Source organism: Bradyrhizobium diazoefficiens USDA 110 (assembly GCF_000011365.1).
In the GTDB taxonomy this organism is placed as follows: Bacteria; Pseudomonadota; Alphaproteobacteria; order Rhizobiales; family Xanthobacteraceae; genus Bradyrhizobium; species Bradyrhizobium diazoefficiens.
Map to the genome: position 1 here is coordinate 6992132 of NC_004463.1, position 18083 is coordinate 7010214.

An 18083-nucleotide genomic window follows, 5' to 3' on the forward strand; every position below is an offset into this window, starting at 1 on the left:
GGCGGCGCCTTCGGCTATTCCAAGCCGGCGTGATCGCAGGGTGCGTTCAGACCGGGATAGTCCTTGCGATGACGCCGATCCTTTTCGCACGATGATGTTTCCACCGCGTCTAGTTGCGATCCAACGCCGTCGGCCTCATCGCTGGCTCCGCCATCGGCGGCCAGCAAAATCCGTGCGTGCTTGAGCTTGCGCGACGCATGCTTGCCGCCGCCGAGCAGCGCCCTGAGTTCGGTACGCTCGATTCGCCTGAGTTCGACCCGATAGCGTACATTCGTGGCGTGCCTCCTCGTTCGAGGCACACACGAACAACTGAATCGCATGGCCGGCGTGAGTCCTGCGGCAAAAACCGTCACGCCCAAGCAGGGGCAGGATCTGGCTTTTATCCCTCTATACCCGGCTGCATCGCGGGCCCCCGGCCGAAACCGACATGCAGGAATATTTCCGCGTCAGCCCGCCGTCGGCTCACCAGATGGTGCTGACGCTGCAGCGCGCTTGCCTCATCAGAAGGCAGCCAAGGACCTCTCGCAGCATCGAGATCCTCGTTGATCCAAAGTTGCTGCCAGAGCTACTCTGACCCCAAGACCAACCGGTCATAATCAATGTGCAGTGCCACTAGGCGCCTCAAGGCGTGAGAAACCGCTTGCAAGTACGCTTGTCTTCAGCGTTTTCATCATCCTCGATCGAGAAACCCGTCATTCGAATGGCTCGAGGGGTCATCGCACCCGTTCCAAACTCCGCGGCGTAGAGGGCTTGGACTGCTTCATGTTCTTCATTTTCGGCTTCGCGACGTGCTCCCTGAGACGGACGCCTCGACCACCGGCCGAACTCGTAACCCCCGGATTGATCAATTCGATCCCGGCATTCTCCAGGGCAGAAACCAATTTCATCAGAGAATCGACATTCCCACGGATAACTCCGTCACTTGCTTCCATGCGCTGAATGGTGGGGACTGAGAGACCGGCGAGTTCGGCCGTCTGCCGCTGGTCTATATTCAGGAGCGCGCGAGCGGCCCTGAGTTGATTGGCCGTGATCATGAAATGGCGGCCTTCGGCAAATTTCTCATCGAATATATTTACACCATGCAAATTACCGCTTCAAGCATCAATCTAGATACAAAATATATCACCGCCAGTTCTCGCTGGCTTGAACCGGCTTGCGGCCAGAAACCTGTGTCGAATTTCTATCGAAGAATACGGGAAATACTATCAACGGCACCCGAAGTGGTTGGTTCTTAGCAAATTACATGATAAGAGATGTTTAATGCATGCGTTCTAATGCCCATATCTTAAGGTCTTTGCCTGCCGTGAAACTGCTGGGGCGTTATCAAGGAACGAACGGACAGATCGACATCGTCGAGTGTTCATGGGATGGAACACGCGTGTACTTCGAGGAGGGCGTAAGGCAAAGTCAGGCCACGCCCGACGGAGAAAGTGTCTTCACCTATGTGAAGCTCATGGACGAACTTCTGTCTCGGTCCGAACAGATCCTCGTCCTGGGTTGTGGCGGCGGAAATCTCGCGACACGGCAGTGGCGTCTCGGCAAGAGATTGACCATCGTCGACATCAACCCGATCAGTTTCGTGCTCGCGCATAGGTATTTCGATCTACCGGACGATCTGCCCTGCATCGTTTCCGACTTTCGAAAATTCGTATTCGATGACCGCGCATATTACGACGGCATTGCGATCGACGTCGGTGGACCGGGATTCCGATACGCGGAGGAGTTTGACGCGGAGACCTGCGACGCCATCCGCGCCCGTCTGGCACCGGGCGGCCGGATCGTGATGAACGTAACGGTCGCACACGACATTGATCCTACACCCGACCGGATCGCGGCCAGACTCGCCGGTGAAGAATTGCGGACATGGATCGTCGATGAGCAATTCGTCGAGGATCGCAATGCCGTCATCGCATGCGTCCCCGAGAAGACCTTGGGTTCACCGGCGGCGCTCGATCGCGTGATGCGCCATAGCCATGAACGCTGGGCGATCCGCCGCGGGAGATTGCGAAATCGCGATCTCACTAATGGATCGCGCTAATGTCGCAGCTTCCGGCAGATCGACGTGGATAACCGGCACTGGGCTCGTCTCCTCCTTGGGGAACGGTTGGAAGCGAACTGGGACTCTCTCCACAGCGGCCGCGTAAGCATCGATCTGGAAAACTAAGCGCGGTGGATGGTCCACCCTTTCGCGCCACTGCTTGCCGGCAACAGATCGATCGTCCACGGCGTGTCCGGATCGTCACGGACCTTTGGTTTCGCGCGGAAGCCACGATACCCCTACGATCCGTCCTGCTATCGACGGTTCTCGCGTGCCAGATTCCGGGCCAACAACATTCAGAGCATCGGCAACTCGCGCATGGCGTGCGACGTTCGACCAAAAAAACGTCGCACGAGACCCATTTTCTCGGCATTGCCGCTTGTAACGTATTGATGAGGAAGGATTTTTAAATGGTGGGCGCACCAGGGCTCGAACCTGGGACCCGCTGATTAAGAGTTCAAAACCGGCGCCTCTCTGCGATTTCTGAATCTGCGCCACACTACGATGAAGTCGAGAAAGGACTTTTATTTATAGAGACTTGTCGCATAGCTTCGCAGCCCAGCGAACCCTGACCTTCAAACACCTCAGTTCGCCAAAACCGTTTGAAAACCGTTTTAGCAGTTAACGTCCCCCATGACTGATATTCGCATTGCTCTCAGCGACAAGGCCATCGCTCAACTACCAACTCCTGAAGACGGCTGGTATCTGGCTCGCGACACCGAACTGAAAGGCTTCTTCGTGGTCGTGGGGAAGCGGAAGAGGACGTTCACGGTTCAAGGTGATCTTCGACAACGGGGAAAGCGAGCCTCTTCCATCAGAGTGTCGATTGGAGATGCCACCGAACTAACGACACGAGCAGCTCGCGCAATTGCCAAGGAATACCTTGCTCAGATCAGCAAGGGACAGCACCCCAAAGCGAGGCTAGACGGAAAGCCCGGACAGACCGAGACCGATGGGAATAGTGCCAAAACGGGCGCTACCCTGAAGCACGCTTGGGAACGATATTTGGAAGCTCACTTAATCCGAAAAGGCCGTAGCGAGAAAACGATAAGCGGCTATCGCGATCATGTTGAACGTCTCTTTGCAGAATGGCTTGATACCCCTCTGCTCGATCTCGCGACAGATCCTGCTAGCGTTGCGGAAAAGCACGATCAGCTTACCAAGGAGAACGGTCCCTACATAGCGAATGGGAGCATGCGGACGCTTCGAGCCATTTACAATCATGCTCGGAAGACCAATCGATCGCTACCGCGAGACAATCCCGCGGATGCTGTCGATTGGAATCAGGAAGAGCGCCGGAATACTGGTATGGGCGCGGGCGATCTGAAAGGATGGTTCCTCGAGCTGGCCAGTCTGGATAATCCAATCCGGCGCGAATTCCACCTCTTCACATTGCTATGTGGGTCTAGGCCCACCGCATTGCAGCAGGCTAAGCCCGAACACATCAATTTTCGACGGCGAACACTGCACATTCCTAAGCCTAAGGGAGGCAGCAAGCGAGCGTTCGATATTCCACTTTCTCGGGAGATGGTCCTAAGTCTCACTCGAGTACTTCGTTTTGGCAGGCAAATGCATCCGTCTCAAGCGCAACAATGGCTATTCCCAGCGGAGAGCGCCACAGGACACTTGTCGGAAACAAAAGAGGATCGAGCGATCTTGTCAAAATGGGGTAATGACCTGCGCCAAACATTTCGGACAATTGCCACTGCTGCTGGCGTATCCGAATTCGATGCCAAGCTCCTCATGAACCATTCTATCCCTGGTGTGAACGCAGGTTATGTCACTCGACACAAGCTGGTTGAAGACCACCTGCGCAGTCAACAACAAGCTATCAGTACCGTCGTGTTTTCCGCACTCGGTAATTCGCTCACGGAACAGGAAGCCCTGATCAATTGGCTTAGCCGCGGAGCTAGCCGAAGAGCCGTACCCCAATTCCGGTTGGAGCCAAACACTCTGGGCGAGCAGCAAGAAAGAATTCGGCAGGCCGCATGACCTTCGATTTGGCCGCCGGAAACTCGGGAGTCTCATCTTCTGGCCTAGATGCTGCGATAGCGCTCGATAGCGGAGAGATCAGGCACTATTCCAAGCCCGGGATTTTGGTTCAATTCAATCGTGCCCTCCCTCACATCGGCAACCGGGCCGCAAAACAAATCGCGCAACGGATTATCATTGGCATCGACCTCCAGCCAGCCATCACGGCCGACAGCGGCAAGGAGATGTGCAGACGCAAGCAGGCCGATGCCTCCGCCGAGATAGTGCGGACAGAACGTCTTGCCTACCCTCAGGATCTGGCGGGCGAGTTCTACGCAAACGGTAAGCCCGCCCCATTTTGCGATGTCGGGCTGAATCACGCCGAGCACATCGTCCCCGAGAGCCGCCTCGAAATCTTCGACACTGGAAATGTTCTCGCCCGCGGCGATCGGCATTTTTGCGTTCGCGCGCAGCTTGCGCCACTCCTCGCGCGGCCGGTCGGCGCGGATCGGCTCCTCCAGCCAGCGTAGATTGAACTCGGAGAGCCGCGGCAGCATCTCCAGCGCCTGATCCACCGACCAGCCCTGATTTGCATCGGCCGCGAGCATGCCGGCACCGACGATGGTTAGCAGCGCCGAGAGGTTCGCAATGTCGGTTTCGGCGCCAAAGCCGACCTTCAGCTTCAACGCACGATGGCCGCGCTTGAGCGCCGCTTCAGCCGTCTGCGCGGCGCCGCCGGGATTGATGCCGCTGGCATAGACCTTGATCTTGCTCGACTGGCCGCCGAGCAATCGCCACAGCGGCAGATTCCGACGCCGCGCGAAAAGATCCCACAGCGCGAGATCAATGCCCGAGATTGCCTGTGCGAACGGACCGGGCTCGCCGCATTGGAGTGCGAGGACCTCGGTGCCTTTACTCAGAACCTCGAAGGCCTGAGCGGGATTTTCGAGCTTGCGACCGACGAGGCCGGGCGCAAGCACTTCGTTGATCAGCCGGGCGCGATGCTCCGCGCCCGGTGCCGGGAAGTTAGACCAGGCTTCACCCCATCCCTCGACGCCGTCCTCGTCGACGACGCGAACGAAGACGGCGGGACGATTGAGCATCTTGCCGAACGACGTCACGACAGGCGTTGCCAGCGGGTAGCGAAAGCAGACCCCCTCGATCGAACGGACAGTGAAGCTGTCAGTCATGTTACAGCCTCTACCATCTCAGTAGGCGCGCGCGAAGTCACCTTCCTGCTTGATATCGGTGAAGCCGGGATAGCGCGCCTTCCACTGGGTGCCCTTGGCGGTGGTCAGCTCGCTGAGCCGGTCAAGCACGTTGAGGCCGTCCTTGCGCAGGCTGGCCGCCACGGCGGCCCGGTCCGGGAAGTTTTTGAGGACGGCATCGAGCCAGATGGTGCGGCCGGCGAGGAAGCCGCTGGCACCCGCAGCATAGGAGTAGTCCAGCACGCGCTCGAATTTCTCAGGGGCAGCGCCGCCCGAGAGCAGCACCCAGGGGATATTGCGCGCGCGGCAGATGTCGCCGATCGCATCGAACTCCTTTTGCGCGGCCTTGGCTTCGGCGCTGCCGTCACGGGCCGGCAGGCTGTTGGCCGCAAGCGGGCTCTCCAGCTTGAGCAGATCGACGTTGTATTCCGGCTTGGCAAATTCGCGCACGCTGTCGATGACGAGGGCTGGCAACTTGCCGGGCGATTCCACGTAATCCGCGGTGTGGTTGGCGCTGCCGAGGAACGGATAGACCAGCAGCTCGAGCACGTAGGGAATGTCGTGGCGGGCGCAGCCCTCGCCGATCTCGCGCACGAACTTCTTCTGGTGCTCGTTCACGGCGGCATCGGCGTCGGGCCGGTACCACGCCAGCACCTTGACGGCATCGCCGCCCATGGCGCGGATCTTGTCCACGCTCCAGTTGGTGATCGCGCGCGACTTGCGGCCGCCCGCGGTCTCCTCGACGCGGTGCTCCTCCAGCGTCATGATCAGGCCGCAGCGCGGCGGCAGCAGATCGATCGCGGCGGGCACGGCAAAATTCGGGTCGAACAGCATCGAGCTGCAATGCGGCGCGAGGTTCTCGACCAGAAGACGCTTAGCCGCCGTGACGTCGGAATATTCGACCTGATCGCGGGTGATGCCTTTTGCTTTTGCGATGGCATCGAACAATGGCGGCCGCTGATCCAGCGCGACAATCCGAAAGTGGCCATCCGCGTCTGCAAGCCGTGCCAGGCCGCGGTTCTTTCCAATCGTTCTCATGGCTTCGTCCTCATGAATACAAGACACTCGTTGATGGTGGGGATTCCGTTGCGGCCGCCGGCGTGGCGGCATTTCATGGCGGCCGTGGCCGCCGAAAACATCATGGCGGCGCGCACGTCGAGGCCGGCGGCGATCGCGAGCGTATAGGCGCCGTGGAAGACGTCGCCCGCGCCCGTGGTGTCGACCACGTCGACGCTGAAGGCTGCCTGCCGATGCAGTTCGCTGTCCTCGTACCAGCTGACGCCGCCCTCGCCGCGCGTCACCGCGATGACGCGGCAGCCGAAGCGCGCGAGGGCTGCGAGGGATTTGTCGTCGGCCGAGCCGGCAAAGGCGGTAAGCGCGGGCTCGGAGAAGATGGCGTGATCGGTCAACGGCAGCAGCCGCTCGAATACCTCCGCATCGGCCATGTCGCCGTCGAGCACCGTTGGAATGCCGCGCGAGCGCGCTTCGCAGAACAGCGTCGCGGCGCCCTCGACCCAGCGCGGGTCCGCCAACACGGCGGATGCGCGCGCGACAGCGTCGAGCGGAAGCCAGTTCGCTGCTTCAGGGAAGAGACCGCGAAAGTTGACGATCTGCCGTTCACCTGAGCTATCGACGATGATCCCGGAGACAGACGAGCGGCCATCGGCAAACAGCCGGAAGTTCTCGACATCGACGCCCTCGGCGGTGAAGGCGGATTTCATCTCGTGGCCGGCGGCATCGTTCCCGGCCCGTCCCCAGAACGCGACGGACGCACCAAGCTTCGCCACGGCCACACTCGCATTAGCGGCCATGCCGCCGCCGAGCGTGCCGTACGCGACGGCCTTGATCTTCTCGCTTCCGCCCGAGAACGGACGATCCACGCGCCAGACCTGGTCGAGCGCCGACAGTCCGAGGCAGATCACGTGCACGGGCTTCGCGCCGGATGAGACGTTCGCGAGATCACCGATGTTGGCTGATGTGCTCACCGCAGAACCTGTCCATTGGCGGCATCAAATAGATGTGTCTTGCCGGGCTGCGGACGCAGATTGATGCGATCGCCGACCTTCGGCCGCAGCGCCGGATCAACCCGCGCGATGGCGGAACCACCGGCGAGGTCGAAATGGATCAGCGTGTCGGAGCCGAGCGGCTCGACCAGTTTGATGGTGACGGCGACGCCATCGGCCCCATCGGCCGCGACGGCGAAATGTTCAGGGCGAATGCCGAGCACGGCGCTGCCGGCCTTGCTCAGGCGGGCTGCGGGCTCGCCGTCCAGCGGCACCACCGCTCCACCTTCGGAGAGAACAGCGCGTTCCTGGCGCCACTCGACCGGGAAGAAATTCATCGCGGGCGAACCGATGAAGCCGGCGACGAACTGGTTAGCCGGCCGCTCGTAGACCGTCTCCGGCGTGTCATATTGCTGGATCGTGCCGCTCTGGAGCACGACGATGCGGTCGGCCATGGTCATGGCCTCGATCTGATCATGGGTGACGAAGACCATGGTGGTCTTCAGCTCCTGCGACAGCGCCTTGATCTCGGCGCGCACCTGCCCGCGCAGCTTGGCGTCGAGATTGGAGAGCGGCTCGTCGAACAGGAACGCCTTGGGATTGCGCACGATGGCGCGGCCCATGGCGACACGCTGGCGCTGACCGCCGGACAGCTCCTTCGGCTTGCGATTAAGATAAGGCTCGATATGCAACAGGGCGGCCGCGCGCTTCACGCGCGAGTCGATTTCCGCCTTCGGCGTTCCCCGCAGCTCCAGCGCAAACGACATGTTGTCGTAGACGCTCATATGCGGGTAGAGCGCGTAGTCCTGAAACACCATGGCGATATCGCGGTGCGCGGCCTGCACACCGTTGACGCGCTTGTCGCCGATATAAAGATCGCCCGACGAGATGGGCTCAAGGCCGGCGATGATCCGCAGCAGGGTCGACTTGCCGCAGCCGGACGGGCCGACGAACACGACGAATTCGTGGTCCGCGACCTCCAGATTGAGATCGGGGATCACGGTGAAATTGCCGTAGCGTTTGGTGAGGTTGCGGATCGAGATCGAGGCCATGATCGCTCAGTCCAGCGCCAGCACAGGCTTGATCAGCTCGCCCTTGGCGAAGCGGGCGAAATTCTCAGGTAGAGCCGACAGGCCGAACTCGCCGTCGACGAGGACGCGGTATTCGTCTTTGTACTTGCGCAGCAGCTCGACATTCGGCTCGAAATCCGGGACCGGAAAATAGAAGGTCCGGATCATGTAAAAATCCTTGCGGCGGAAGACCTTGCCTTCCTCAATGGTCCAGGGCGCGGCGTTCTCGCCGACCAGCACGAGCGCGCCGCGCGGCAGCACCAGCTCGATGCCGAGATTGCGCGCTGCATGCGCACCCGAGCACTCCATGATCAGCGCAAAGCGCTGCGAGCTATCGCCGACGGGGTGCGCCGTGGCGCCGAAGGACTGCGCGATCTTCAGACGCGCGGCATTGGGATCGGCGACGTAGATATCGTCGTAACCGAGCGCACGGAGCGCCAGCACGACACCGAGGCCGACGGGACCTGCGCCCATCACAAGCACCGACCCGGCCTCGTTCGCTGGCACCACGCGACTGACGAAACGCACGGCATGGCCCGAGGTGCCGATGGTGTCGAGCAGCAACGGCGCGAGACTGTCTTCGATATCGTCGGGCACCTGCAGCAGGCAGTTCTCCGGCACCGGCACATATTCGGCATAGCCGCCCGGCCTGTTCCAGCCGATCAGGCTGGAAACTTCCAGGCACATTTGGGTGTCGCCGCGCTTGCAGGCGGCGCAGTGACCGCAATGCAGGGGAATGTAGACGGCGCAGCGGCGGCCATGCAGCTTGTGGCCGGGCTGCTCGACCACGCCGAAGATTTCGTGACCGGCGGTGAACTCCGCGCCCCTGTGCCAGAGCTTGAAGTCGGAGCCGCACAGCGCGGTGCGCGAGACACGCACCAGCACCTCGCCGGCACCGACGTCGGGCATCGCCACACGCTCGATGGTGATCCGATCGTTGCCGTGAAAGACCGCGGCCTGCATGATCGAATTCGGACGGGGAGATACGTTCATCGGATTAACCTTTCACCGCGCCGAGCGTCAGTCCGGACACCAGCCAGCGCTGAACCAGGGCCGCCAGCACCAGCGGCGGCAACGCGATCAGCGTTGCTGCTGCCATGAGAGCGCCCCATTGCGTCGAGCCTTCGCCGATGAAGTTGAAGGCCGCCGCAATCAGCGTCTTGGTGTCGCCGTTGGAGAGCACCAGCGCAAACAGGAAGTAGTTCCACGAGAACACGAAGGCGAGGATCGCCGAAACCGCGATGCCCGACGCTACCAGCGGCATCGCGATGCGCCAGAGGATGCGCGCGACTCTGCATCCATCGACTTGCGCGGCTTCGAACACGCTGCGCGGAATCGCATCGAAGGACGGCAGCAGCACCCAGATCACGATCGGCAGCGTGATCACGGCGTGGCTGAGGATCAGCGCGGTGTAGGAGCCGATCATGCCGACCTGCCGGAACATGACGTACCACGGCAGCAGAAAGAGCGTGCCCGGCGCCATGCGCGCGGCGAGCGTCAGGATCGCCGGCCAGGTGATCCGCGTCCAGGAGACGGCAAAGGCTGCGGGAATGCCAAACAGCAGCCCGAAGGCGGTCGAGCCGACGGTGACGATCAGGCTGTTGAGCGCGTAGCTCAGGAACGGCGTCGTCTTGGTCAGCTCGACATAATTGTCGAGCGTCGGCGAGAAGGTCAGCGTCGGCGGATACGCGGTGACCTCGAAAGACGGCTTGAACGAGGACAGCACCATCCAGACCGTCGGCGCCATGATCAGCACGCCGGCGATCACGAGCTGCAGCGTGTTGAGCCAGCGGATCCAGCGGTCGGTGTTGGCGGCATCGTTCATGACATCACCATGCGACCGCGCCGCGGAGGCGGTTGAAGGCGAGCACGGCGCCGAACACGATCGCCGTCAGCGTCAGCATCAGCGCGCTGGCATAGCCGATGTTGAAGAACTCGAAGCCGACCCGGAAGCCGTAGACGTTGAGCGTGTTCGAGGAGTTACCCGGACCGCCCTGGGTGGTGATGTAGATGATGTCGAAGAAGCGCAGCAGATCAACGCTGCGCAGGATCGCCGCGGTGACAATGGTCGGCAGCAGCAGCGGCAGCGTGATTCGCTGAAACGTCTTGAACGGCGATGCGCCGTCGATTTGGGCTGCCTCATAGACGCTCGTCGGCAGCGACTGCAGGCCGCCCAGCACGATCAGGGCGACGTAAGGCGTCCACTGCCAGCTGTCGATCAGCGCGACGGTCGGAATCACCCATGTGGGCGAGGCCAGCCAATCCGATGGCGGCAGGCCGACCGACTGGAGAATGTAGTTGGCCGCGCCCAGCGAGGGATCAAGGATCACCAGCCACATCATGCCGGCCACAACCGGCGGCATCATGAAGGGCGAGATGAACAGCGAGCGCACGATGCCCGGCAGCCGCTTGGCATGGAACAGCACCAGCGCGAGCCAGATGCCGAAGACGAGTTGCAGCGCCAGCGACAGCACGAACAGCGCGATGGTGACCCACAGTCCGTGCCAGAATTCGACGTCGGAGATCAGCTTCGAATAGTTGGCGAGTCCGGCGAAGGACTGCTTGCCGGTCGTGGAGAACGTCTGGAAGCCGAGCCAGATCGTATAGACGACCGGAAACGCGATCATCGCGACCGTGAACACGACTGCCGGCGCCGAAAGCGCCGCCATCTCCAGCTTCTGCCGGTCCTGCGTGAGTGTCGCAGCCGTATCCGACATGTGTTCCTGCCCTCGATCGGGTTGGGTGCCGGCCAGCACGAAGCCAGCCGGCATGACGCCGTCAGTTCAGCGAGATCAGCGCGTCCAGCGCCTTGTCGGCATCGGCACAGGCCTGGTCGATCGGCTTCTGCTTCAGGATCAGATCCTGCACCGCCTGGCCGATGAACTCGCGCGATTGCGGATTGGCGACGATGGGATAGCCGACTTCGGACGAGCCCTTGGTGGCGAGCACGTCGAGCGCAGCCTGCCATTCCTTCCGCACCGGCTCCTCGTCGATCCACTTGCGATATTCGGGATCGTTGGCAACCGACGGACGCGGCGGTGCAATGCCCTGCAGCGCCATCTTCTTCTGCACCTCGGGGCTGGTTGCCCATTGCACGAAGTACCAGGCCACATCCGGCTGCTTTGAGTGCGAGGACACCGCCATGCCCCAGCCGATCGTGGTCGGCACCTGGCCGGCGTCGCCCGCCGGGAACGGCAGCAGGCCAGTATCCTTCAGGCGCGCGCCGCCTTCCATCACGGTGCGCAATTCGTTGGAGGATTCGAACGCCATCGCGGCGCGACCGCCGCGATACAACGCGGAGATCTGCTGGAAGCTGTAGTTGACGACGCCGGGCGGTCCGAAATCGCGCAGCAGCCGGCTATAGGTGTCGAGCGCCTCCTTGCCCTTGGCCGAGCAGAGATTCGACTTGCCGTCAGCCATATAGGTGCCGCCGATATTGTGCAGCATGTTACTGAAAGTGTAGGCGACCGCGGGCTTGAGGCCGCGCGAGACGAAGGGCGTCACCGTGCTGTCGCAGGTCTTGATCTTCTCGGCCGCAGCTTCGACGTCCTTGATCGTCTTCGGCGCCTCGAGGCCGCATTTCTTGAAGATGTCGGTGCGGTAATAGAAAATCGGGCCTTCGAGGTTCATCGGCATGCTGGTGAGCTTGCCGTTGAACGTCGCGGCCTTCAGCAGGGCCTGGCTCAGCCCGGCCGGATCGTAATCCTTGGCGACGTCGTTCTTGGCCATCGCGGTGAGATCGGCATACCAGCCGGCGGCGGCGAACTGCTCGCCTTCGCGCGACGGCAGCGTCATGTAGACGTCGACTTCGTCGCTATTGGCGTTCATGACCGTGACCAGACGCTGGCGCATCTGCTGTTCCTGATAACCGTCGACCTTCAGGGTCATGCCGGTCAGCTTCTCGAAATCAGCCCTGTAGGTCAGCAGCGCCTGCGAGACCGGATTGTTGTTGGCGAGAAAGATGACGGTCTTGCCCTTGAACTTCATCCAGTCGAAATCGGCCGCATGCGCCTGCGCACTGACGGCAATCGCGAGAACGGGCAACGCGACATGCGTCGCGAGCATCCTGGCCTTCATCGAACTCTCCTCCCGGCTGGCCGCCTTAAGCTGGCGGAGCATTTTGAACGCGTTTGAGCGCAGTCTGAAAACGGTTACAAAATAGACCTCGCGACCGTGGAGTCAAGCGATGGACAGGCCCCACAATCCGCGGCGGATTTGCGTCATTCTCGCTACCTTGCAGTTCGCACTGCATCATGTAACGTTACATCCATGAGACTGACCAGCGCCAACTCCGCGAACAAGTCTGCGAAACAGGGCATCCGCGCCGTGGCGGCCCGCGCCGGCGTTTCGACGGCGTCGGTCTCGCGCGCCCTCAACAATCCCGATGCGGTCAGCCCGTCCTTGCGCGCCCGCATCGAGCAGGCCATCGACGCGCTCGGTTACATCCCGCATGCGCCGGCGCGCATCCTGTCGTCGCGACGTTCACGTACGCTCGGCGCAATCGTTCCGACGATCGACAACACGATGTTCGCCCGCGGCATCGCCTCGCTGCAGCAATATCTGTCCTCGGTCGGGTACATGCTGTTCCTCACGACAAGCGGCTATGATCTCGACATAGAGCTGCAGCAGGCGCGCAACCTGATCAGCCGCGGCGTCGATGGCCTCGTGCTGCGCGGCGACTGCCATCACGACGCATTGCGCAAGCTGCTGGCGGACAATGAGGTGCCCTTCATCAATGTCGGCATCTACCAGCCCGACCGGCCTTATCCTTGCGTCGGCACCGACAATGAGGCCGCTGCCCATCGCGCCGCCGCGCATGTCATCGAGCTCGGCCATCGCCGCATCGGCATCGTCTCGGCGCTCCAGCGCAACAACGACCGCGCAAGCGCGCGCGTCGCCGGCTTTCGGCGCGCGCTCGCCGAGAACGGGCTCGAGCTGCCATCGCAATGGCATGTCGAGGTGCCCTATACGCTGGACGACGCGCGCGAGGCCGCGCGCTATCTCCTCAACCTCAAGGACCGCCCCACGGCCGTTGTGTGCGGCAACGACGTCATCGCATATGGCGTGCTGCTGGAGGCGGAGCGCGACGGCTTCTCGGTGCCGCGCGACCTGTCGGTGGTCGGCTTCGACGACCTCGACTGGAGCCGGCATCTGCGGCCGAGCCTGACCACGATCCACGTTCCGACCGGCGAGACCTGGCAGCGCGCCGGCGAATATCTGGTGCGCAGTCTGGCTGGCGAGCAGACCATCATGCATCGCGAGATCGATTTCTCGCTGGTGGTGCGCGAATCCACCGCTGCGCCTCCGAAGTCCTTGAAGTGAGAGACATTTCCCATGAAATCGAACTTTTCCCTCGCGCTCGGCTTCCATGCCATCGTGATTGGCGGCGCCGGGGACATTGGTGCAGCAATCAGCAACCAGTTTTGCGACCTCGGCGCGACGGTAACGGCCACGGGCGCCAATGAGGCGGATCTCGCCCGCACTCTCCTCAAGCCGCGCGCGGGCCTGGCGCTCGCGACGCTCGACGTGACCGATGATGCTGCCGTCACGTCGTTCGCGGGGAAGTACCAGCGCGTCGACGCCCTGATCAACTGCGGAGGGATCCTCGCGCGCGACAAGGAATTCGAAATCGAGACCTTCATGAAGGTGCTCGACGTCAATCTCACCGGCACGTTCCGGACCTGCATGGCGTTTCAGCCGCGGCTCGCGGAGACGAAGGGCTCGATCGTCAACATCGCCTCGATGAACGCGACGCTGGCGCTGCCGCGGATTCCCGCCTACTGCGCCAGCAAGGGCGGCGTCGTGATGCTGACTAAGGCGCTGGCCTTGAAATGGGCCGAGCAAGGCATCCGCGTCAACTCGGTGGCGCCCGGCTATGTCGAGACCGCGATCAACGCCGGCGGCCGCGCCGATCGCGCACATTATCAGCGCATTGCCGACCGCACCGCGTTCAAGCGCTGGGGACAGCCGGAAGACATCGCGGGCGCCGTCGCCTTCCTATGCATGCCAGCCTCGCAATATGCGACCGGCACCGTTGTCGTCGTGGATGGCGGGTTTCTTGCGGGATGAGGGGCTGACGCACAATTGAACCACGGTTCGTGCGGCGTGAGCCAAGAGACTTTGCAAGGCGACAGGAATGGACACAACCGATCGCGAGTCGATTCGCACCCTCGACAACATGGCTGCGATGTTTGCAGACGTGGTCTCGACGTGAGAACTCGTCGAGAGTCTGCGATTTAATCCACGCCGCCCCTGCGTCCCGAACGCAGTGAGTATCTTCTAAGTTATTGATCTTTCTGGATGTGGCAGTCACGCCAGTCCCGTTCTGTTCACGGTTGTTTCACTCAATTCGTTGCGATTTCGTTGCGGCTTTCATAGACTAGAACGAGAGCTGCTGAGGACCTTGGGAGTTGGATGCGCGCCGGGATTAGTTAGGTCCTTTGTCGCCAACGGAGGGGCCATTTCCAAATGCCAGATTCCAAATGAACAACGGAAGCCGGCCGCAGGTCATAGATTTCACTGGCAACGTTAGATTTGGACCAACGTCAGGATGGCGGAATCAAAACCTGCTTGATTATTCAATGATTTCAGCGCGTGATTGGAAAACGGTCAAAAATACGCGTAGTAATATCAATTGCGCTTGATTAGCGGCATTGAATAGCCGCCAGCTACAACTGGCATGAATTGGGTTGTTAGTCGCCGAGAGCCCGGCACCGGTCGGCGCGTTGAGTTGATGCAGATGACACCAAAAAGGCGGCTTGCAGCCGGTCGTATCCGGCCGGTAGCTCGCGTTGGACTGAGCGCCTTGAGCTATTCACGGTCCCTCAGCTTCGCCGAAAGAATGGGCGCCGCCTCTAGACGGCGCCCAAGTTCGGGAGGAAACAGACAGCCGGTCTGCAAGGGGTTCGGTCATCTCGGTCTTGAAATGGATATCGGCACGACCCGAGAGTGTGTGTCTAATGCGCGATGAGATGAGGATGAATCGTCACCGCGCTTCAGGTCGTCGTCCGAGCATGATCTTTCTGGAAAACGGCTAAGTACTCTTGATCATGCTCTAATACGTGGCCCGACCTCCCGACAAGTCGAACGCAGCCCCGGTGCTGAACGAGCATTCGTCGCTCGCCAGCCAAAGTACGAGTGCAGTCACCTCCTCTACACGTCCGAATCTTCCGATTGGAATCTTCGAAAGCATAAAATCGATATGCTCGGGCGCCATCTGGTCGAATATCGGGGTGCGAATGGCCGCTGGCGTGACGCAATTGATGCGCACATCGGTGCTGGCCAACTCCTTTCCGAGAGATTTGGTAAGTCCGATGACGGCAGCCTTGGACGCACTGTAAGCCGATGCGTTGGGATTGCCTTCCTTCCCTGCAACCGAGGCAATATTTACGATCCGGCCATAGCCCGTTTGCGCCATTTCCCGGACAGCAGCGCGATTGCAGTAGAAGGTGCCATTGAGATTGATATCGATCACGCGCCGCCAATCGTCTCCCGAATAGTCTTTGGTCGTACGATTTGGCCCGCTGATACCCGCACCGGCGATCAAGATATCCAGGCGTCCCCCGAGCGCGGCCACGCTTCGCGTCATGGCCAAGTCCACGGCCTGCTCGCTGGCAATATTAACCACCTGAATGTCCGTACCGCCGAGTTCATCGGTCCTCCGCAACAAGGCCTCTTCGTTAGAGTCCCACAGCGACACGACCGCGCCCTCGGCCCGCAAGCGATCCGCGACGCCGCGTCCAATCCCTGACGCAGCGCCGGTCACGATGGCGGTCCGACCTTGGAACCTTCCCGCGAACATCAAGGGGTCACCTTCGAAGGCGACCAGGCCGTCACCTCCTGACGCTGCGTTCCGAGTCCCTGAATGCCGAGCGTCATGATGTCGCCGACCTTGAGGTAGATAGGATCCGGCTTCATGCCCATGCCCACGCCGGGAGGCGTCCCCGTCGCGATGATATCGCCGGGCATCAGCGTCATGAATTGACTTACGTAGCTGACGATCCCGGCGCAGCCGAAGACCATTGTTCGCGTGTTTCCCTGCTGCATTCGCCGGCCATTCAACTCGAGCCAGATATCGAGCCTCCCCGGATCCGGGACCTCATCCGTCGTGACGAGCCAGGGCCCGACGGGACCGAAGGTATCGCAGCCCTTTCCCTTGTCCCAGGTCCCTCCGCGTTCCATCTGGTATTCGCGTTCGCTCACGTCGTTCACGACGCAATAGCCGGCGACGTACTGGAGCGCCTCGACCGGCTCGACGTACGAAGCGCGACTCCCGATCACGATTCCGAGCTCGACTTCCCAATCCCCTTTCAACGATCCCCTTGGCAGCACCACGGCATCGTTCGGGCCGCTCAACGACGTAATGGCTTTCTGAAAAACAATGGGCTCCGACGGCAGCGGAAGACCCGCTTCGGCCGCGTGATCGGCGTAGTTTAGTCCGATCGCGACAAATTTTCCGACGCCTGAGACCGGCACCCCAAAGCGAGGAGTGCCCGCGACGACCGGAAGCGACGAGACGGGCACGCGAGCCAGATCCCGCAAAGCATCAGGCGAGAGATGCCGAGGCGCCATATCGGGAATGACGGCGGACAGGTCCCGCACCCTTCCCTCTGCATCGATTATTCCCGGCTTCTCCTCACCTGGCTGACCAAAACGAACAAGCCTCAAGCTTTGCACTCCTCTCACTTCCAGATCAGGCACATCGGTTCCCAACCCAGAGCCTCTTTTTCTATCCTCAACCCGCATGGCTCACGGCCAGAGCCAACGGCTCAAACCCTGCTGACACGAGAACTCTCAGGAGCCATCCTTCGCGATGACGGTCTTCACCCAACTTGGTCGGGCCATGCCCGGATGGTCGCAATCGATCGACCCACAGTCAGATCTCGAACGCCCATTGTTCGGCCGCCACGGCATATTTTCCGCCTTCTCGGCGCATGTAGCCGAAGCCGGGAAAATGGAGATGCATGCCCCCGATCAAGAGGTCATCGGTTACGACCATGTCGAAGATCATTTGGCGCGCCTTGGCTGCCGCTTCCGGATCGACGTCGAACTGCATCGTCACGTGCGGAGCCGCCACCTGGATTTCAGGCACGTGCACAGTGTCTCCCCAGACAATCATCGATTGGTCACCGGAGGAGATGACATAGGCCGTGTGCCCCGGCGTGTGTCCGGAGATCGGGATGGCCGTCACTCCCGGCAGGACACTTCCGCTCTTGAAGGTGCGAACGCGGTCGGCGGCCATGTATGGTTTCAATTGGATCCGGCCGGCCTCGAAGTAGCGGCGGCGCTGACGCTCCGGCGCCCTCTCCATCTCCTCGTCGTCGAACCAATGATCGATCTCGTTCTCATGGACGATCACCTCGGCATTGGGAAATAGCCGCGTGCCGCTGGTTGCATCGGTCAAGCCGTTGGAGTGATCCGGATGTATATGCGTGAGCAGAACGCCATCGACCGCTGCCGGGTCGATGCCCGCCGCGGCGAGATTGGCCGGCAAGCGACCGCAGGTGGGGCCCATGATGTCTGCCGAGCCGCAATCGATGAGGTACGTGCGGCCCCCAAAACGCAGGGCGAAGGCGTTTACCGAAATGCGAGGCGGCGAGATCCGGTGCTCCCTCAAAAGCACGTCCTTGATCTCCGGTTCCTGCATGTTCCGAAAGATCCCATATCCCAAGTCGACGTAGCCATCACTCAAGCCGGTGACCAGAACGTCGCCGAGTTTCCGGTGATAGACGCCAGCCACCTGCTCAGACGGCAAATTCTTCATCTCGCACTCTCCTTCCAAGGCAGTTCGAAA

The 18083-nt window shown here is 61.2% G+C and carries 17 protein-coding genes; 4 read left to right on the forward strand and 13 right to left on the reverse strand.

Annotation, left to right across the window (positions count from 1 at the left end):
- Positions 1-14: 14 nt before the first annotated feature.
- Positions 15-359 carry a hypothetical protein gene (locus tag BJA_RS44085; RefSeq protein ID WP_370166202.1) on the reverse strand — a complete coding sequence of 115 codons (345 nt, stop codon included), beginning with the start codon at positions 357-359 and terminating at the stop codon, positions 15-17.
- A gap of 354 nt (positions 360-713) precedes the next feature.
- Positions 714-1034, reverse strand: coding sequence for a helix-turn-helix domain-containing protein (locus tag BJA_RS32140; RefSeq protein ID WP_011089086.1), 321 nt, complete (start codon positions 1032-1034; stop codon positions 714-716).
- A 269-nt stretch (positions 1035-1303) separates the two neighbouring features.
- On the opposite strand from BJA_RS32140, the gene BJA_RS32145 reads away from it, so the two are divergent.
- A complete protein-coding gene (locus BJA_RS32145; protein WP_162494140.1) occupies positions 1304-2038 on the forward strand; it encodes a spermidine synthase in 735 nt (244 codons plus the stop codon).
- Between the two features lie 633 nt (positions 2039-2671).
- Positions 2672-4030 carry a tyrosine-type recombinase/integrase gene (locus BJA_RS32150; RefSeq protein ID WP_011089088.1) on the forward strand — a complete coding sequence of 453 codons (1359 nt, stop codon included), beginning with the start codon at positions 2672-2674 and terminating at the stop codon, positions 4028-4030.
- A 44-nt stretch (positions 4031-4074) separates the two neighbouring features.
- Here BJA_RS32150 and BJA_RS32155 read toward each other — a convergent pair whose 3' ends face one another.
- From BJA_RS32155 to BJA_RS32190, 8 genes are read right to left on the reverse strand one after another with little or no spacing between them, the layout of a single operon-like run.
- A complete protein-coding gene (locus tag BJA_RS32155; protein ID WP_011089089.1) occupies positions 4075-5199 on the reverse strand; it encodes a mandelate racemase/muconate lactonizing enzyme family protein in 1125 nt (374 codons plus the stop codon).
- Positions 5200-5217: 18 nt separating this feature from the next.
- On the reverse strand, positions 5218-6255 hold the full coding sequence (locus BJA_RS32160) for a tagatose 1,6-diphosphate aldolase (RefSeq protein WP_011089090.1): 1038 nt from the start codon (positions 6253-6255) through the stop codon (positions 5218-5220).
- Positions 6252-7202, reverse strand: coding sequence for a sugar kinase (locus BJA_RS32165; protein WP_011089091.1), 951 nt, complete (start codon positions 7200-7202; stop codon positions 6252-6254). Before BJA_RS32165 ends, BJA_RS32160 begins: the two co-directional genes overlap by 4 nt.
- Positions 7199-8272, reverse strand: a complete 1074-nt coding sequence (locus BJA_RS32170; protein WP_011089092.1) for an ABC transporter ATP-binding protein — start codon at positions 8270-8272, stop codon at positions 7199-7201. The genes BJA_RS32165 and BJA_RS32170 overlap by 4 nt, the downstream gene beginning before the upstream one ends.
- Positions 8273-8278: 6 nt before the next feature.
- On the reverse strand, positions 8279-9283 hold the full coding sequence (locus tag BJA_RS32175; RefSeq protein ID WP_011089093.1) for a zinc-dependent alcohol dehydrogenase family protein: 1005 nt from the start codon (positions 9281-9283) through the stop codon (positions 8279-8281).
- Positions 9284-9287: 4 nt separating this feature from the next.
- Positions 9288-10115 carry a carbohydrate ABC transporter permease gene (locus BJA_RS32180; protein ID WP_011089094.1) on the reverse strand — a complete coding sequence of 276 codons (828 nt, stop codon included), beginning with the start codon at positions 10113-10115 and terminating at the stop codon, positions 9288-9290.
- 4 nt (positions 10116-10119) lie between these two features.
- Positions 10120-11061, reverse strand: a complete 942-nt coding sequence (locus BJA_RS32185) for a carbohydrate ABC transporter permease (RefSeq protein ID WP_011089095.1) — start codon at positions 11059-11061, stop codon at positions 10120-10122.
- Positions 11062-11068: 7 nt separating this feature from the next.
- Positions 11069-12367, reverse strand: coding sequence for an ABC transporter substrate-binding protein (locus tag BJA_RS32190; protein ID WP_063921636.1), 1299 nt, complete (start codon positions 12365-12367; stop codon positions 11069-11071).
- A gap of 192 nt (positions 12368-12559) precedes the next feature.
- On the opposite strand from BJA_RS32190, the gene BJA_RS32195 reads away from it, so the two are divergent.
- Positions 12560-13612, forward strand: coding sequence for a LacI family DNA-binding transcriptional regulator (locus tag BJA_RS32195; protein ID WP_063921512.1), 1053 nt, complete (start codon positions 12560-12562; stop codon positions 13610-13612).
- 12 nt (positions 13613-13624) lie between these two features.
- Positions 13625-14359, forward strand: a complete 735-nt coding sequence (locus tag BJA_RS32200; protein WP_011089098.1) for an SDR family NAD(P)-dependent oxidoreductase — start codon at positions 13625-13627, stop codon at positions 14357-14359.
- 985 nt (positions 14360-15344) lie between these two features.
- Here the strand turns inward: BJA_RS32200 and BJA_RS32205 are convergent.
- The 3 genes from BJA_RS32205 to BJA_RS32215 form a co-directional block, all read right to left on the reverse strand.
- The gene (locus BJA_RS32205; RefSeq protein WP_011089099.1) at positions 15345-16091 is read right to left on the reverse strand and encodes an SDR family oxidoreductase; all 747 of its coding nucleotides are present in this window, start codon (positions 16089-16091) and stop codon (positions 15345-15347) included.
- Positions 16091-16957: a fumarylacetoacetate hydrolase family protein gene (locus BJA_RS32210; RefSeq protein ID WP_063921637.1), complete on the reverse strand. Its 867-nt coding sequence runs from the start codon at positions 16955-16957 to the stop codon at positions 16091-16093. Before BJA_RS32210 ends, BJA_RS32205 begins: the two co-directional genes overlap by 1 nt.
- 208 nt (positions 16958-17165) lie before the next feature.
- A complete protein-coding gene (locus BJA_RS32215; RefSeq protein ID WP_011089101.1) occupies positions 17166-18053 on the reverse strand; it encodes an MBL fold metallo-hydrolase in 888 nt (295 codons plus the stop codon).
- Positions 18054-18083 lie beyond the last annotated feature (30 nt).

Coding starts and splice junctions, on each gene's coding strand:
- BJA_RS32140 (WP_011089086.1), bottom strand. CDS start 1,034: ATGATCACGGCCAATCAACTCAGGGCCGCTCGCGCGCTCCTGAATATA.
- BJA_RS32150 (WP_011089088.1), top strand. CDS start 2,672: ATGACTGATATTCGCATTGCTCTCAGCGACAAGGCCATCGCTCAACTA.
- BJA_RS32155 (WP_011089089.1), bottom strand. CDS start 5,199: ATGACTGACAGCTTCACTGTCCGTTCGATCGAGGGGGTCTGCTTTCGC.
- BJA_RS32160 (WP_011089090.1), bottom strand. CDS start 6,255: ATGAGAACGATTGGAAAGAACCGCGGCCTGGCACGGCTTGCAGACGCG.
- BJA_RS32170 (WP_011089092.1), bottom strand. CDS start 8,272: ATGGCCTCGATCTCGATCCGCAACCTCACCAAACGCTACGGCAATTTC.
- BJA_RS32175 (WP_011089093.1), bottom strand. CDS start 9,283: ATGAACGTATCTCCCCGTCCGAATTCGATCATGCAGGCCGCGGTCTTT.
- BJA_RS32180 (WP_011089094.1), bottom strand. CDS start 10,115: ATGAACGATGCCGCCAACACCGACCGCTGGATCCGCTGGCTCAACACG.
- BJA_RS32185 (WP_011089095.1), bottom strand. CDS start 11,061: ATGCCGGCTGGCTTCGTGCTGGCCGGCACCCAACCCGATCGAGGGCAG.
- BJA_RS32190 (WP_063921636.1), bottom strand. CDS start 12,367: ATGAAGGCCAGGATGCTCGCGACGCATGTCGCGTTGCCCGTTCTCGCG.
- BJA_RS32195 (WP_063921512.1), top strand. CDS start 12,560: ATGAGACTGACCAGCGCCAACTCCGCGAACAAGTCTGCGAAACAGGGC.
- BJA_RS32200 (WP_011089098.1), top strand. CDS start 13,625: ATGAAATCGAACTTTTCCCTCGCGCTCGGCTTCCATGCCATCGTGATT.
- BJA_RS32205 (WP_011089099.1), bottom strand. CDS start 16,091: ATGTTCGCGGGAAGGTTCCAAGGTCGGACCGCCATCGTGACCGGCGCT.
- BJA_RS32215 (WP_011089101.1), bottom strand. CDS start 18,053: ATGAAGAATTTGCCGTCTGAGCAGGTGGCTGGCGTCTATCACCGGAAA.